This window comes from Flavobacterium sp. (assembly GCF_024305175.1).
GTDB lineage: Bacteria > Bacteroidota > Bacteroidia > Flavobacteriales > Flavobacteriaceae > Flavobacterium.
The window spans coordinates 1-13,717 of record NZ_JAMWYY010000074.1; the positions used below are offsets into that span (position 1 = coordinate 1).

The window sequence follows — 13,717 nt, forward strand, 5'->3', positions numbered from 1 at the left end:
TAATCATTAACATCTTCTAATGTATAAATATTTATATGTCCTGCAGAATATTTTATAAAATCCTTTTTATTATTAGTTATAATTGCATCACAATTCTTTGCTATTGCAGAAGCGCAAATATTGTAATCTGTTTTCATACGTGTTTGGGTGATGCTATTTTGAACTCTATGTTCTTTCAAAATATTTTTATCCATATTTACTCTTAAACGAGCAAATTCGATTGCACAAAGGATATCATATTGAACAACGATAAAATTTTCACTAATAAAGTTTGTTAAAAGACTACGTTCATCTTCCGCCTCAATATCAGACAAAAGTTCACCAAGAACAAGACTAGGGACAACTATTGTTACACCATTTTCTTCAAAGAAGTCGACTATTTTTTTAGCAATACTTATCAGGTATTCTTGGCCTACTGTAGCTTTTTGCTTAACTGCCCACACAAGAAAGTTTGTATCTACACACACTTTTTTCATAGACCATCTCGTATTTGTGATAAACGATCATCCGGATTATCAATATTATCCCAATGCTTTCCAATAATATCTTTAAGTTGCTGTATTTTTTCACTTAGTTTGCTATTCTTTAATTTTTGGTAAGAAATAGCTTTAAGTTCAACTAACTCATTATTTTCTTTTTTCCATTTTGCAATTCCAGTAATTGCTATAGTTTCATATAGGTGAGATGATAAGTCTTTTGCAACCTCTTTTTTGACTTCGACGGAAAAGCTTTTTCCAGTATCAAGTTCTAGCCGTACTTTAGGAATAGTACCGCCAATACGAACTACTTTACCATATATAGTAGTCTCTCCTTTAAAAAAGGAAGCTTCAGTTACTCGAATATCCGAATAAACGTTTATTTCTGCAGATGCAATACCTGGTATGCCATTTAAGACAGCTTTACAATTATATTTATTGACAAAACTTTGAAAAACTGTTAAGTTTTCAATCGCTTCAATTGGAAGCTTATGTATTTGTGCACTTGATATTGCTTCATTTATATCATTAGCTGCTTGTTTTACCTCAATAGTGTGAGGCTCAGCATTAATGGTTAAACTTTCGTTTATTACATCTACAATACTTATAAAATCAATGTTCGATCTTTTAGGATAATTCTTTTTTATAACAGCAAGTAATGCGTTTTCATAGGCAGCAACAACTTTGGCGAACTCATTAGCGGTCACCTTACCTGGCTCAATATTATTGCCTGTAAACTTTATTTTTAGAGTTTCACTCACTGCTTATTGTTAATATAATACAAATATATCGATTTAATGTGTTCTTTTTTAAAATTTCGAATTTTACCTCGGACAGTTTTACTAAACCAAATCAGCAAGCTCCTGCCCGATAAGGCTGCCAATGGCAATGCCCATTCCGCCAAGCCTTACGCCGCAATATACATGGCTGCTTAATTGCTCTACAATAGGGTTTTTGTGGCTGCCCATGCCCATAATGCCGCTCCAGCGGTGTGCAATGGCAACATTGGTTCCCGGCAGTATCATTTCGCGAAGCAGTTGCTCCAGGCGGTTTTGTATCAGTTCTGTTTCGGCGAATTCGGTTGTATTTTCACCTTCAAAATCAAGGTTCCTTGCCCCGCCAAACAATATCCTGTCGCCATAGTTGCGAAAGTAATAATACCCCCTGTCAATATGGAAAGTGCCGCGTATGTCAAGATTGGGTATCGGCTCTGTTATCAGCACCTGTGCACGGCCAGGCTTTACCGCACCGTTGGTTATGGCAGATGCAAAGCCGTTTGTGGCAAACAGCAGCTTTTTTGTAGTAAAGCTAAAGTCGCCAATGGCAACTTCTACACTATCTGCCTTTTCATGGTAGGCGGTAACGGTTTGGCAGTTTAGTATCTGTATATTGTTTGCGGCTACTTCTTTAAGCAATGCCTGCATCATGCTGCCGGTATCAATCTGCCCCTCGTAGGGGTTAAATATCAAATATTCGTGCGTGCCTTTAAACCCGAAACGGTCGTTTTCTTTGCTAAATACATCATTGCGAAACAGCGGGCGGAGTACCTCGTTTACAAAAGGCATCCTCCTCAGGCATTCCTCAAATCCGTTAGTGTCTTCTTCGGGAAAAATTTCATAGCCGCCGTGCGGCTTAAAGTCTATTGCGGCATCGCCAAGCCTTTTGCGCAGCAGTTGCAGCCCGTTCCAGCGTTTTTGTATTAAGGCGGTTACTTCTTCTTCAGAGTGGTTTTTAAGGTCGTCTATAATTTCCGAAAGGCTGCCAAAACAGGCAAACCCTGCATTTTTAGTGCTTGCTCCCTGTGGCATAGGGCCTTTTTCGAGAACGAGTATTTTGCTTTCAGGGAAACGTTCGCGCAGGCGCAATGCGGTGTGCAGCCCAACTATGCCACTGCCCACAATGGTATAATCTAAACCTGTAAACCAACTGTTTATTTCCCAAAAGCTTAGTTTCATCGCGGAAAGATATCGGTATCGTGATCGTCGTCATCAAGCGCTTCCTCAACAGCTTCCTGCTCGGTTACTTTTTTACCTTTTACAGCGTTAAGTATAAGTGGAACAGTAGTGATAGCTACAATACCTATTATAATGATCTCGATATGTGCTTTAAGGTCGATACCGAATGATTTAAGGAAAAGCTCGTACAGGTAGTGCCCTGCAAAGATCAGGGTAAAGGCCCACATAAAAGAACTTAATATGTTGAAGAACATAAACTTCTTTTTCTCCATTTTTACCACTCCTGCAATAATAGGGGCAAAGGTTCTTATTATGGGCAGGAAACGAGCAAATATTATGGCACGGCCACCATGCTTTTCAAAAAATTCGTGCGACTGTATAAGGTATTTCTTTTTAAAGAAGAACGAATCTTCACGGGTGTAAAGATAGCTGCCGCTTTTGTAGCCAAACCAGTAACCGAAGGTGTTACCCAATATACCTGAAAGTGCTACCAGTACAGAGAGCACCAGCACATTTAAAAAGTCGCCCTCTAGCGGTACAAGGGTATTCATCAGCTCGGTACTGTAAATACCGGCAAGAAACAAAAGGCTGTCGCCCGGCAGGAAAAAACCTGCAAAAAGGCCGGTTTCGGCAAAAACAATAAAAAGTACTACGTATATACCTACCGGTACGCCACCCAGTTCCAATGTAATATAGAACTCCGGGTTTACCAGTTGCATCCAGTCAAAATCTTTCATGTGCAGTTATAATTGGTGCTGATTATAGCTTAAATTTTAAGTCCGTGAAATTACTTATATTTTTTTAATCCTGCATTAGCTTTAGGTTTTATAATTAATGTTAAAATGTTTCGGGGCAGAAGCACCCTGCCGCTGTCGCGGAAAATGATTATTTTTAGGGCGTTTTTATACCGTTACAAACAATACTATGAGAAAAATAATTGTACTAACACTTAGCCTGATGGGATTATCTGCCGCCGCGCAACAACACATGACACCCGAACTGCTCTGGAAACTGGAGCGCGTTAGCGCACTTGGTATCAGTAAAGACGGTAAGCAAATTGTTTATAAGGTTTCTACGCCAAATGTTGATGAAAATAAGATGGAATCTAAGTTTTATGTAATTCCTGTAAACGGTGGTACACCTAAAGCAGTAGAAGACTATAAAGATTTGCTGCATGACAAGTATATTTCATCAGACGGTAAATATGTGCTTACCCATAAGGAGGTAAAGGTTGAAAAGGTTATGGGTAAGGATTATTACCCGGAACTGGAAAAATCTACCGTAATGATATACAACGGGTTGGACTACCGCCACTGGGACACCTGGAATGAAGGTGTGCACAACCATGTTGGTTATGCACCCGTTAACGATAAAGACGACTTTACCGACATTATGAAAGGCGAGCCGTATGATTCGCCCCAAAAGCCTTTTGGCGGAGAGGAAGACTACACGTGGTCGCCCGATGGTAAAAAGATAATTTATGTGGCAAAAAAACAGGCTGGTACCGCTTATGCCATAAGCACCAATACCGACCTGTATGAGTATAACCTTGAAACAAAAGCGACAGTAAACCTTACACCAAACAATCCGGGTTATGATACCCAGCCTGCTTTCTCTCCGCAGGGCGACCTTAGCTGGCTGCAGATGAAGCGGGATGGCTATGAAGCCGACAAGAATGATATTATAGTGCGCCACAAGGGGGTAGATATTAACCTTACTGCCGGGTGGGATGGCACTGTAGACAGCTTTTACTGGAGCGAAGATGGTAAAAAGGTTTACTTTACCGCACCTGTAGATGGCACCAAGCAATTGTTTGAAGTTAACTTTCCCGGGCTTACTAAAATTATGATAAGCGTAAAGCAACTGACTGACGGCTACTGGGATGTGAACAGTATGGTGGGCTTCAGTAAAAATAATGTAATTGTAGAGCGCAGCGACATGAACCACGCCAGTGAAATTTACAGTTACGACCTTAAAAAGAAAGAATGGAAACAGCTTAGCCATGTAAATGATAAAGCTTACAGCAATATTGCCATGAGCAAAACCGAAAAGCGCTATGTTACCACAACCGATGGCAAAAAAATGCTGGTTTGGGTAATACTGCCGCCAAACTTTGATGCCAAAAAGAAATACCCTGCACTGCTATACTGCCAAGGCGGGCCACAAAGTGCACTGTCGCAGTTCTACTCGTTCCGTTGGAATTTTCAGGTAATGGCGGCGCAGGGCTATATTGTGGTAGCACCCAACAGGCGCGGTATGCCGGGCCACGGGGTAGAATGGAATGAAGCCATAAGCAAAGATTGGGGCGGGCAGGTAATGGATGATTACATTTCGGCTATAGATGATGTTGCCAAAGAACCGTATGTAGATAAAAGCCGTTTAGGAGCCGTTGGCGCAAGCTATGGTGGGTATTCGGTATTTTACCTGGCGGGTAACCACAACGGCAGGTTTAAAACCTTCATAGCGCATGACGGGGTATTTAACCTGCAAAGCATGTATGGCACTACAGAAGAGGTTTTCTTTACCAATTGGGATAGCGGTGGGCCGTACTGGGAAAAAGATAATGCTGCCGCACAAAAAACCTACAGTAAGTTTAACCCGATAAATTATGTAGATAAGTGGGACACGCCCATACTCATTTTTCAGGGCGATAAAGATTTCAGGGTACCGATAGGGCAGGGGCAGGAAGCTTTTCAGGCAGCACAGCTTAGAGGGATAAAAAGCCGGTTTATAGTGTTTCCGGATGAGAACCACTGGGTGCTTAAACCACAAAATGGTATGGTATGGCAGCGCGAGTTCTTTAAGTGGCTGAAAGAGACTTTGTAAAATATTTACAAATATTTAACGTTTTGTAAATTTTCTGTATTTTAGCACACGAACTTAAACATAAATCCTATTTCGCATGAAAAAATATTCATTCAGGCCCTTGCTGGCAGCATCGCTGTTATTTGCGGGGTTGCACACAGGCCTGGCTCAGGATTACCTGGTAAATTCACTTAAAAATAACAAAAGTGAAAACAGTAAGGAATCTTTTGTTTTTAATGATGTTATCAATATCGAAAACACGCCGGTAAAAAACCAGGGGTCATCAGGCACCTGCTGGAGTTACTCTGCCAACTCCTTCCTTGAGTCGGAAATGATACGCATGGGCAAAGAGCCTGTAGAGATTTCGCAGATATATACTGCCCGTAATGCTTACATAGAAAAAGGTAAGAACTACGTGCGCATGCACGGTGCCATAGCATTGGGTGATGGCGGTGCGCTGCATGATGTTATCAATATGTATAAAAAATATGGCGCTTTGCCCCGCGAGGCTTACACAGGTCTTAATTATGGCACAGAGAACAACAAATTTGCCGAAATGGCTGCCATAAACGAAGGATTGCTTGCCGCTGTGGTAAAGAACCCTAACGGAGAGCTTTCTCCGGCATGGGAAAAGGCTTATATTGCTGTAATTGACAGCTATCTTGGAGAAGTGCCACAGAACTTTACCTATAAAGGTAAAAAATATACTCCCCAAACATTTGCCAAAGAGGTTATCGGAATAAATGCGGATGATTATGTAGAGATATCATCGCTTAAAGAGCACCCTTATTATGAAAAGTTTGTACTGATGGTGCCTGACAACTGGTCGTTAGACATGGTTTATAATGTGAAGATGAACGAGCTTACCGATATTATAGACAATGCCCTTAAAAAAGGCTACACAGTGGGCTGGGCCGGCGATGTTAGCGAAAAAGGCTTTAGCTGGAAAAACGGTGTTGCCTATGTGCCTGCAAAGGAATTTAAGGATATGACTGCCGAAGAGAAAGAAAATATCTTTAAAGGCCCGCAAAAAGAAATGGAAATTACCGAAGAAATGCGCCAGGAAGCATTTGATAACTACAACACCACAGACGACCACGGTATGCACATTGTAGGTCTTAGCAAAGACCAGAATGGTAAAGAGTACTATATCATTAAAAATTCATGGGGTGCAAGTAATGACTACCAGGGTTATATGTACATGAGCAAAAACTTTGTAAAATATAAAACTACGGCAATATTGCTGCACAAAGGCGGCGTACCTAAAGACCTTGCCAAGAAACTGGACATTAAACAGTAATCAGGCTTTTAGGTTTAAATTATCAATCCTGTCTTTGTAAAAAGACAGGATTTTTTATATTTTACCTTCTGTAAAATCCGGACATGAAATTACTAAAACTTGCAGCGCTTGCTGTATTGTTTTCTGTGAGCAGTTATGCTCAGGGAACCGTTGAGAAATCTTTATTTAACGTACAGACAGGCTTAACGCCGCTCGCCATTAACCATGAAGCAAAGTTGGGCGACCGGTTTGCGCTAAGATCAGAACTTTCATTTGCATTAAGAGCATACTGGACCTTGTATGACAGCGGTTATGCATTCACTCCGGTAATAAACCTGGAGCCAAGGTGGTATTATAATATTGCCAAGCGAGAAGGTAAAGGCAAGCGCACTGATAACAACAGTGCAAATTTTATCGGGCTTGCATCGAGATATTCAAGCGATTGGGTGGTGCTCGGCGGGCTGCCCGACTATTTCACAATACCTAACTCGGTATCTTTCGTACCTAAGTGGGGCATACGACGTGGTATAGGCCAAAGTAATTTCAATTTTGAGTTTAGTACCGGCTTAGGCTATTTCTTTTTTCCCGATCAGGAAAGCCAAAAATATTCTTCGAAAAAAGACGGATTAACAGTACACCTTGACTTTAGAATCGGATATACGTTTAAATAAGAAAACCGCCTTAAAAGCGGTTTCCTATTATTAATCTTCATAATATTTTTTCAGCATATCCTGAACAGCTTCCCTTCGTGCGGCATAGGTTTTATACTGTGAAGGTGTAAGTACCGATTTCAGTTTGTTTTCCCTTTCGTTGCTGTACACGCGTAGTTTTTTATCCATTTCGGCAGTGGTAAGGCCGTCTTTTTTAGCTGCGGCTATTTTGCGCAGGTACACTTTATTTACTTCAAGTACTTTGTTGTACTGTTGCTCGTTAAGCGAAAGCATCTCTTTCATTTTGGCGCTTACCGCTAATGCGCCTTCGGCTGCTTTTTCCTGTGCAGTGGCTGATGCAGTAAATACAAGAAGCAGGAGCATTGCTCCTATTACAGATTTTACCTTTTGGGTTAGTGGGTTCATTAATTTCAATTTTAAGGTTTATAGTTTTACAACGGAAACAAATATAACTTTATTTGCCGTTCGGCTTGTAATGGCGGTATTAAATAAAAACACCTGCCGAGTTAGGGCAGGTGCTGTTGCTGAAAAATAGCTTATTACTGCATGTAAGTATATACAGCAGAATGCGTATAGATATTGTTATACCTGTCTTTCTCTGTAATAGAAGCGCTAACAGGGTAGTTATCGCTGCTGTATTGGTAAACAGCGTTTACCTCTGCGGTAACAGCATTGGTTTCATCGTCTTTAACTACTATTTTAACAGGGTTATTAGCCGGTAAAAGTGCTTTAGCCATTACAATTTCCTCAGCCTGTGGCGCCATGCTGAAGTTAAGCTCAACCTGGTCAAGTACATCTATAATACCTGCGGCATCAAGTGTGTGGTAGTAAGGGTTTGGCTTGCTGTCATAAGTAATAGTGGCAGTATAAGAAGCCCATATAACACCATCATAATCCCTTTCGTATAACTTTACCTTAACAGGGTTATCGTTGTTGTCATACTCAAGTACTTCACCTACTTCATAAGCATCATAAATAGTACTTGTAACATCATTTACAAGAAGCTGGCTTCCTGAGCCTGTAATGTTGTCAAGGTTACCTCCCTCATACGTAAATAAAGAAGTTCCAGAACCGTCTGAAGCGGTAGTAACCCTTCCGTTATTATCGTAGTTTACAGTAAGTGTCCTGTTTTTAGAAGCATCTTCGTTAGAGGTAAACTCAATTTTGGTAATAAATTTTTCTGTTGTATTGTTAACAGTATCGTTAGAATCATCGCTGCTGCATGAAGCGAACGACAGGAAAGAAAGTACAGCAAGTGCTGTAAGTAACTTGTTTTTCATGAATGGAATGTTAAGCGTTAGTGGCAGCGAATATAATACAATTAATCCTGTACTCAGTATAGTTACAGGTTCAAAATAATTATAATATCATACTGTATTAAACAGAAAGGAAGGCATAAAGCCTCCCTTGGTTATAAAAACACTCTGACACAAAACTATTCTGTAACGTTTACGGTAAAGCTTACACTTGCATCAGTACTGCCCCCCGCATTGGTTATATCGCCATTTGCAACGCCTTGTGCATTTTTATTAGGCTCGTGCCTTAATGTAATGGTAAGTGTGCCGGTAGTTGGCGCTGCCGCCGCCTGGTAGGTAAATGCAAGGCCTATTGGGTTGCCGTTCTCATCTTCATCTGTATAGGTAAACGTACCCAAACCGCTTTGCTGGAAAAATATCTGGTGTTCATCACCTTCGTTTATAATCTCTGCATTAATATTTTCTGCAGGCGATTCTGTTTCATTTAAAAATATGAGGCTGCCTGTGTATGTGGCACCGGCGGTAAAATCTCCTGATACCGTAACTACAGGGGCTTCGGGTCCGTCGCCGTCAAGGTCGCGCGATGTAAGTACTACTGCATTGCCACCACCTGCAGGCGTAAATGTGGCTGAAATAGTAGTAAAAACCTCTTCCTCATTAATAAATGTAGCCTCATCATCGTTGTTGCAAGAGGTTAGCGAAATAAACGCGGCAAGTGCCAGTAAGGGAATTCTGAAATGTCTCATCTTTAAAAAAATTTATCTGATTAATAATTGAACTTTATTTGTAATTGTATATTCCTGCCCGGCTCATCTGTATACAGGCGCTGCCTGTTAAGGTAATCGCGGTAGGAAGTATTAAAAATGTTATATACAGACAGGTTTACAGCCATTGATGACCTGCCGACTGCAAACTGTGCCCCACTCCGAAAATGCAGCAGGTGATATCCGGCAGGCGGTGTGCTTACATCTACAAGAACAGGGGTTAGCTCTCCGTTTTGCGGTATATCGGTAAAAAAGTTATAGTCAGGATAATGTTCCTGCCTTAGCACAGCCTCGCTGCGCAGCTCTGTAAACAGGTTTTGCCATTGCCAGTTGTAGCGTATGGTGTTGCTAAAGTTTACAGGCGGCATATCTACAAGTGGTAAATCGTCAGAGGTATTATTGCCGTTTACCCATGCAAAAGCTAAATCATATTGCAGATTTTGCACTGGTTTCCAGGTACTGCTGATATCTATACCGGTAAGTACTGCATTTGCCTGCCTGTAATTATAAACGGGGAAAGCCCCGCGTATGGTAGTTTCGGCACCTGTGGGCTGCAGGTATATAAAATTGTTGATGATGTTTACAAACGGGGTAGCCTCAAGAGTAAAAGTTTCTCCGTTTTTAATAATACCTGCCGATAGTTTTAGTGCTTTCTCACGCTCAAGGCCAAGATCGCCCAACTCAATAGTACCGTTAGAGTGATGCAGGCCGTCGCTAAAAAGCTCTGAAGGGTTTGGGTTGCGCATGGCAAGCCCTGCATTGGCTACCAACTCATAATTACTGCCCAGCAGTTGCCTTGCACCAATGCCTGCCGAAATGTTGTTATAGGTAAAATCGGGCGCGGTAAGGTACTGTGTGCCCTGTTGCCCCCTGATGAAATTGTCAAATTTCCCATCATAACCCAGATTTTCCCAGCGGGTTATCTGGTAATATTTGCTGGCGGTTATCTGTGCAAAATCATACCGCAGCCCGGCTTCGGCGCTAAAGCTGTCAGTAAATGAATGCGAGAAAACGGTATATGCCCCCGCTTCGGTTTTGTTGTAATTGGGTATGAGGGGCTGTATGCCCGTATCGGGGCTTGCGGTATTATCCTGTAAAGAGGCACTACCTCCTGCTTTAATAACAGATGTACCAAGATACTTAACCCAGTTAATCTGAGCTGAATGGGTAATCAATGTAAGGTCGAGCGCGGGCACATCCCTGAAGTTACCGCGGCGCAGGTCGAACTCCTGCCTGCGGTTGAGCTGAAAGGCATATTGAATGTTCAGGGTAGCATCATCCAGCTTCTGGTCATACTCCAGCTTGGCAAGGTGGTGCTGTATTTCCTGTCGCGGATTGTCAATGTTATAGGTAAAAGGCTCTATAACCCCCGGTATGCCGCTGTTTATAGCGCGTGCCATATCTGCCGAGCTGCCCGTATGCGAAGCCTTAGCTATGCCAATGGCAGCATTATAAAAGCTGTAATACCCGGTAAGGCTGTATTTTTCTGCCGAGTAGCGCACATCACCCGCAAAGTTGGCTTCGCGGTTGCCCGTATTGCTGATTACATAATCGGGAGCCTCGCGGTCGCCCATATATTTTAATGAGCCACCCGCGTTATAAGCCCACCCGGTTTCGTTGCCCTTGTGCAGGCTTGTTGCGAGGCTGCTGCCGCGCCCGTTGCTGTTAAACGTTAGTATGCTTTTGCCGAACAAAGTGTCTTTAAGCACTTTCATGGGCTCTGCCACAACCAGCCCGCCTACTGCATCTCCGCCATATTGCAGTGCATTTGCGCCTTTAATAACGCTGATGCGCCCTGCGGCATTTATATCCAGGTTAGGTGCATGCTCTACGCCCCATTGCTGGTCTTCCAGCCGCACGTTGTTGCTTATTATCGGTACGCGGCTGCTGTGCAAACCGTTGATTACAGGCTTAACTATACTGGTGCCGGTGCGTAATGCATATACCCCCGGCAGGCGCTGTAGCGCATCGCCAAGTGTTGCGCTGCTGTACTGCTCTATTGTTTCGGTGGTAAGGCGCTGTTGCTGTATGCTGTTTTGCGCTACCTTTTGCCTTTCAGATAACACCACTTCTTCCAGTTTCAGGCTTTCGGGTTTTAAAACTGCATTAAGCCGCACATCGTTATGAAAAAAGATAAGGGTATCAAGCATTTTATAGCCGATATAGGAAATAACCACACGCTGTTCGCCGCCGGGTATATTGCGTACTTCATAGCTGCCATCGGGCGTGCTGATGCCGTGTAGCGCGCCAATGTGTACATGGGCACCGTCGAGAGCTGTGCTTTGCTGTGTGCGCACGCTACCGCTAAGGGTATATTGTGCCTTTGCACACCAACTGCCCGCCAGCAAAAGCGGCAGGAGAAATCGGGAAAATTTCATTTAATGGAATCTGAGAAATTAGTATAAACCTGCGCGTACTATATGCACGGCAGAGTGCCCGCTCTTTCGGAGAGGGATTGTGAGAGGCTTATACTAGAGGAGGGGCCCGCAGTGCAAAGAGGCTGCCGGCAAAAGCTGCTTCGCCCTCTATACTGCTAAAGCTATAAGGTATGGCTTTAAAAGGAAAGTGCAGGCGCAGGCAAAACTGCTGTGGCGCCACAAAAAAATCGAAGTGGAAATCACAAACTGAGCAGTCGTCTTCATGCTCGTGCCCTGTATCTACTGCGCTGAACTGCTTTTCTTTTTGCAGTTTCAACTCATGATTGTGGCTGTAATGAAGGCTGTGGTGTTTGTGGCTAAACGCATGAAAAGACTGATAGGCCGTTGTAAGCATTACAACTGCCATGAGCACCAGATTAAATATGGCAAACTTTCTTTTCATGTGGTGCAAAGGTAAGCACAGAAAATTTATAAATGCAACATTGTTGCATTTATATTAAGAAAAATTTAAGGGAGTTACAAAAGGCGTTTTATCTCTGTACTACTTTCGCTATCAAAACTTTTTATATCTATCGCTAAATCTTTATTGTTTTTTGATAAGTGAAACAAAAAAATATAGTTTTCAAAACTTCTCTTTTGCTTCAGGATTGTTGCAATTTCGATTATCGATGTACTTGATAATCCTGCTGTGCCTATAATAAGATAATTAGTTTTTGTAGATAATTCTAATACTACATTTAATACCTTTTCAGGTACTTCGGAATATGAGCTTAAGGTGTCGAATTTTAACTGTAATTTATTTTCCTTAAAGTAATCAGGTACTTTTATAGATTCTTTAAATGCAAAATTTAGAAAAATTCTAGATTGTAACTTGTTAAAAGTTGTTTTGCAAACTTTCTCATCCTTACCGAAAAGAAAATATACTCCAGGTTCTATATTTTCAAAATTAATCATTTTAGAAAATTATTAAAAAACCTGCAACACCCTAAAGCATTGCAGGTTATAAATATAGTTTAAAATGTGTTACACCAAATTATTCGCTACTAAATACTCTCCTATCTGTACTGCGTTGGTAGCTGCGCCTTTGCGCAGGTTGTCGGCAACAATCCACATGTTAAGGGTGTTCGGCTGGCTCTCATCGCGGCGAATGCGGCCCACAAAAACATCGTCTTTCCCCTCTGCATACAGTGGCATCGGGTAGGTAAAGGTGTCGGTGTTGTCCTGCACGGTAATACCCGGTGTTTCGCTTAGCAGGCGGCGTACTTCGGTAAGGTCAAAGTCATTCGTAAACTCTATGTTTACGGCTTCGCTGTGCCCGCCTACGGTAGGTATGCGCACCGTTGTAGCGGTAACTTTTATACTGTCGTCACCCATTATTTTTTTCGTTTCGCGGGTCATTTTCATTTCCTCTTTGGTGTAGCCGTTATCCTCAAACACATCAATATGCGGAATGGCATTGCGGTGTATAGGGTATTTATAGGCCATTTCGCCCTGTATGCCCTTATATTCGTTCTCCAGCTGTTGTACTGCCTTAAGCCCGGTGCCTGTAACCGACTGGTAGGTACTTACCACCACACGTTTAATGTTATATTTTTTGTGAAGCGGGTTTAGTGCCAGTACCATTTGTATGGTAGAGCAGTTTGGGTTGGCTATAATCTTGTCGTTTTTAGTAAGTTCATGGGCATTAATTTCAGGGACTACCAGTTTTTTATCAGGATCCATGCGCCACGCGCTTGAGTTATCTATTACGGTTGTACCTGCTGCGGCAAACTTTGGTGCCCACTCTTTACTGGTGTCGCCCCCGGCCGAGAACAGCGCTATCTGTGGCTTCATGCTTACAGCATCTTCAAGGCTCACAACCTTATACTGCTTCCCGTTAAATTCTACTTCTTTACCCACCGATTTTTCAGAGGCAACAGGAATTAATTCCGTAACAGGGAAATTACGTTCTGCCAGTACTTTACGCATAACTTCGCCTACCATTCCGGTAGCGCCAACAACAGCAACTTTCATAAATAAAAACGTTTAAAATTCACTGCAAAAGTAGTCAGAAAATAACATCTGTACCCGCTTAAAACTAAAAATAACAAAAATGGCGGTAGTATGTTTTTAATGCTTTTTTAGCACTGAAAA

General features: G+C 42.2%; 14 protein-coding genes. 3 read left to right on the top strand and 11 right to left on the bottom strand.

Going from position 1 to position 13,717, the window contains the following annotated elements; all coding sequences use genetic code 11:
• From Q0K96_RS13470 to Q0K96_RS13485, 4 genes are all read right to left on the bottom strand, one after another.
• A partial coding sequence (locus Q0K96_RS13470; protein ID WP_297334503.1) for a PIN domain-containing protein occupies window positions 1-476 on the bottom strand: 476 nt, incomplete at its 3' end.
• The gene (locus Q0K96_RS13475) at window positions 473-1,237 is read right to left on the bottom strand and encodes a hypothetical protein (protein WP_297334504.1); all 765 of its coding nucleotides are present in this window, start codon (window positions 1,235-1,237) and stop codon (window positions 473-475) included. The genes Q0K96_RS13470 and Q0K96_RS13475, both read right to left, overlap by 4 nt.
• A gap of 81 nt (window positions 1,238-1,318) precedes the next feature.
• Entirely contained in the window at window positions 1,319-2,431 is a 1,113-nt protein-coding gene (locus tag Q0K96_RS13480) for an FAD-dependent oxidoreductase (protein ID WP_297334505.1), read from the bottom strand.
• Window positions 2,428-3,168 (bottom strand): VTT domain-containing protein, encoded by a 741-nt coding sequence (locus Q0K96_RS13485; RefSeq protein WP_297334506.1) that lies wholly within the window; start codon window positions 3,166-3,168, stop codon window positions 2,428-2,430. The genes Q0K96_RS13480 and Q0K96_RS13485 overlap by 4 nt, the downstream gene beginning before the upstream one ends.
• Before the next feature lie 187 nt (window positions 3,169-3,355).
• Here Q0K96_RS13485 and Q0K96_RS13490 point away from each other — a divergent pair, with 187 nt between their 5' ends.
• From Q0K96_RS13490 to Q0K96_RS13500, 3 genes are all read left to right on the top strand, one after another.
• Window positions 3,356-5,257 (top strand): S9 family peptidase, encoded by a 1,902-nt coding sequence (locus tag Q0K96_RS13490; RefSeq protein ID WP_297334507.1) that lies wholly within the window; start codon window positions 3,356-3,358, stop codon window positions 5,255-5,257.
• A gap of 76 nt (window positions 5,258-5,333) precedes the next feature.
• Window positions 5,334-6,536 carry a C1 family peptidase gene (locus Q0K96_RS13495; RefSeq protein WP_297334508.1) on the top strand — a complete coding sequence of 401 codons (1,203 nt, stop codon included), beginning with the start codon at window positions 5,334-5,336 and terminating at the stop codon, window positions 6,534-6,536.
• An 83-nt stretch (window positions 6,537-6,619) separates the two neighbouring features.
• Entirely contained in the window at window positions 6,620-7,186 is a 567-nt protein-coding gene (locus Q0K96_RS13500) for a hypothetical protein (RefSeq protein WP_297334509.1), read from the top strand.
• Between the two features lie 30 nt (window positions 7,187-7,216).
• On the opposite strand, the gene Q0K96_RS13505 is transcribed toward Q0K96_RS13500, so the two are convergent.
• From Q0K96_RS13505 to Q0K96_RS13535, 7 genes are all read right to left on the bottom strand, one after another.
• Window positions 7,217-7,591, bottom strand: coding sequence for a hypothetical protein (locus Q0K96_RS13505; RefSeq protein WP_297334510.1), 375 nt, complete (start codon window positions 7,589-7,591; stop codon window positions 7,217-7,219).
• Between the two features lie 134 nt (window positions 7,592-7,725).
• Window positions 7,726-8,466 carry a hypothetical protein gene (locus Q0K96_RS13510; RefSeq protein WP_297334511.1) on the bottom strand — a complete coding sequence of 247 codons (741 nt, stop codon included), beginning with the start codon at window positions 8,464-8,466 and terminating at the stop codon, window positions 7,726-7,728.
• A gap of 155 nt (window positions 8,467-8,621) precedes the next feature.
• Entirely contained in the window at window positions 8,622-9,188 is a 567-nt protein-coding gene (locus tag Q0K96_RS13515) for a type 1 periplasmic binding fold superfamily protein (protein ID WP_297334512.1), read from the bottom strand.
• A gap of 20 nt (window positions 9,189-9,208) precedes the next feature.
• Window positions 9,209-11,584 carry a TonB-dependent receptor gene (locus tag Q0K96_RS13520; protein ID WP_297334513.1) on the bottom strand — a complete coding sequence of 792 codons (2,376 nt, stop codon included), beginning with the start codon at window positions 11,582-11,584 and terminating at the stop codon, window positions 9,209-9,211.
• 88 nt (window positions 11,585-11,672) lie between these two features.
• On the bottom strand, window positions 11,673-12,026 hold the full coding sequence (locus Q0K96_RS13525) for a hypothetical protein (RefSeq protein WP_297334514.1): 354 nt from the start codon (window positions 12,024-12,026) through the stop codon (window positions 11,673-11,675).
• A 74-nt stretch (window positions 12,027-12,100) separates the two neighbouring features.
• Window positions 12,101-12,538 (bottom strand): hypothetical protein, encoded by a 438-nt coding sequence (locus Q0K96_RS13530; protein WP_297334515.1) that lies wholly within the window; start codon window positions 12,536-12,538, stop codon window positions 12,101-12,103.
• Between the two features lie 69 nt (window positions 12,539-12,607).
• Window positions 12,608-13,597: an aspartate-semialdehyde dehydrogenase gene (locus Q0K96_RS13535; RefSeq protein WP_297334516.1), complete on the bottom strand. Its 990-nt coding sequence runs from the start codon at window positions 13,595-13,597 to the stop codon at window positions 12,608-12,610.
• Window positions 13,598-13,717 lie beyond the last annotated feature (120 nt).

Bases quoted from the DNA above. Each gene is read 5' to 3' on its own strand.
- Q0K96_RS13490 (WP_297334507.1), top strand. From the start codon at position 3,356: ATGAGAAAAATAATTGTACTAACACTTAGCCTGATGGGATTATCTGCC.
- Q0K96_RS13505 (WP_297334510.1), bottom strand. From the start codon at position 7,591: ATGAACCCACTAACCCAAAAGGTAAAATCTGTAATAGGAGCAATGCTC.
- Q0K96_RS13485 (WP_297334506.1), bottom strand. From the start codon at position 3,168: ATGAAAGATTTTGACTGGATGCAACTGGTAAACCCGGAGTTCTATATT.
- Q0K96_RS13510 (WP_297334511.1), bottom strand. From the start codon at position 8,466: ATGAAAAACAAGTTACTTACAGCACTTGCTGTACTTTCTTTCCTGTCG.
- Q0K96_RS13530 (WP_297334515.1), bottom strand. From the start codon at position 12,538: ATGATTAATTTTGAAAATATAGAACCTGGAGTATATTTTCTTTTCGGT.
- Q0K96_RS13500 (WP_297334509.1), top strand. From the start codon at position 6,620: ATGAAATTACTAAAACTTGCAGCGCTTGCTGTATTGTTTTCTGTGAGC.
- Q0K96_RS13520 (WP_297334513.1), bottom strand. From the start codon at position 11,584: ATGAAATTTTCCCGATTTCTCCTGCCGCTTTTGCTGGCGGGCAGTTGG.
- Q0K96_RS13480 (WP_297334505.1), bottom strand. From the start codon at position 2,431: ATGAAACTAAGCTTTTGGGAAATAAACAGTTGGTTTACAGGTTTAGAT.
- Q0K96_RS13515 (WP_297334512.1), bottom strand. From the start codon at position 9,188: ATGAGACATTTCAGAATTCCCTTACTGGCACTTGCCGCGTTTATTTCG.
- Q0K96_RS13495 (WP_297334508.1), top strand. From the start codon at position 5,334: ATGAAAAAATATTCATTCAGGCCCTTGCTGGCAGCATCGCTGTTATTT.
- Q0K96_RS13525 (WP_297334514.1), bottom strand. From the start codon at position 12,026: ATGAAAAGAAAGTTTGCCATATTTAATCTGGTGCTCATGGCAGTTGTA.
- Q0K96_RS13535 (WP_297334516.1), bottom strand. From the start codon at position 13,597: ATGAAAGTTGCTGTTGTTGGCGCTACCGGAATGGTAGGCGAAGTTATG.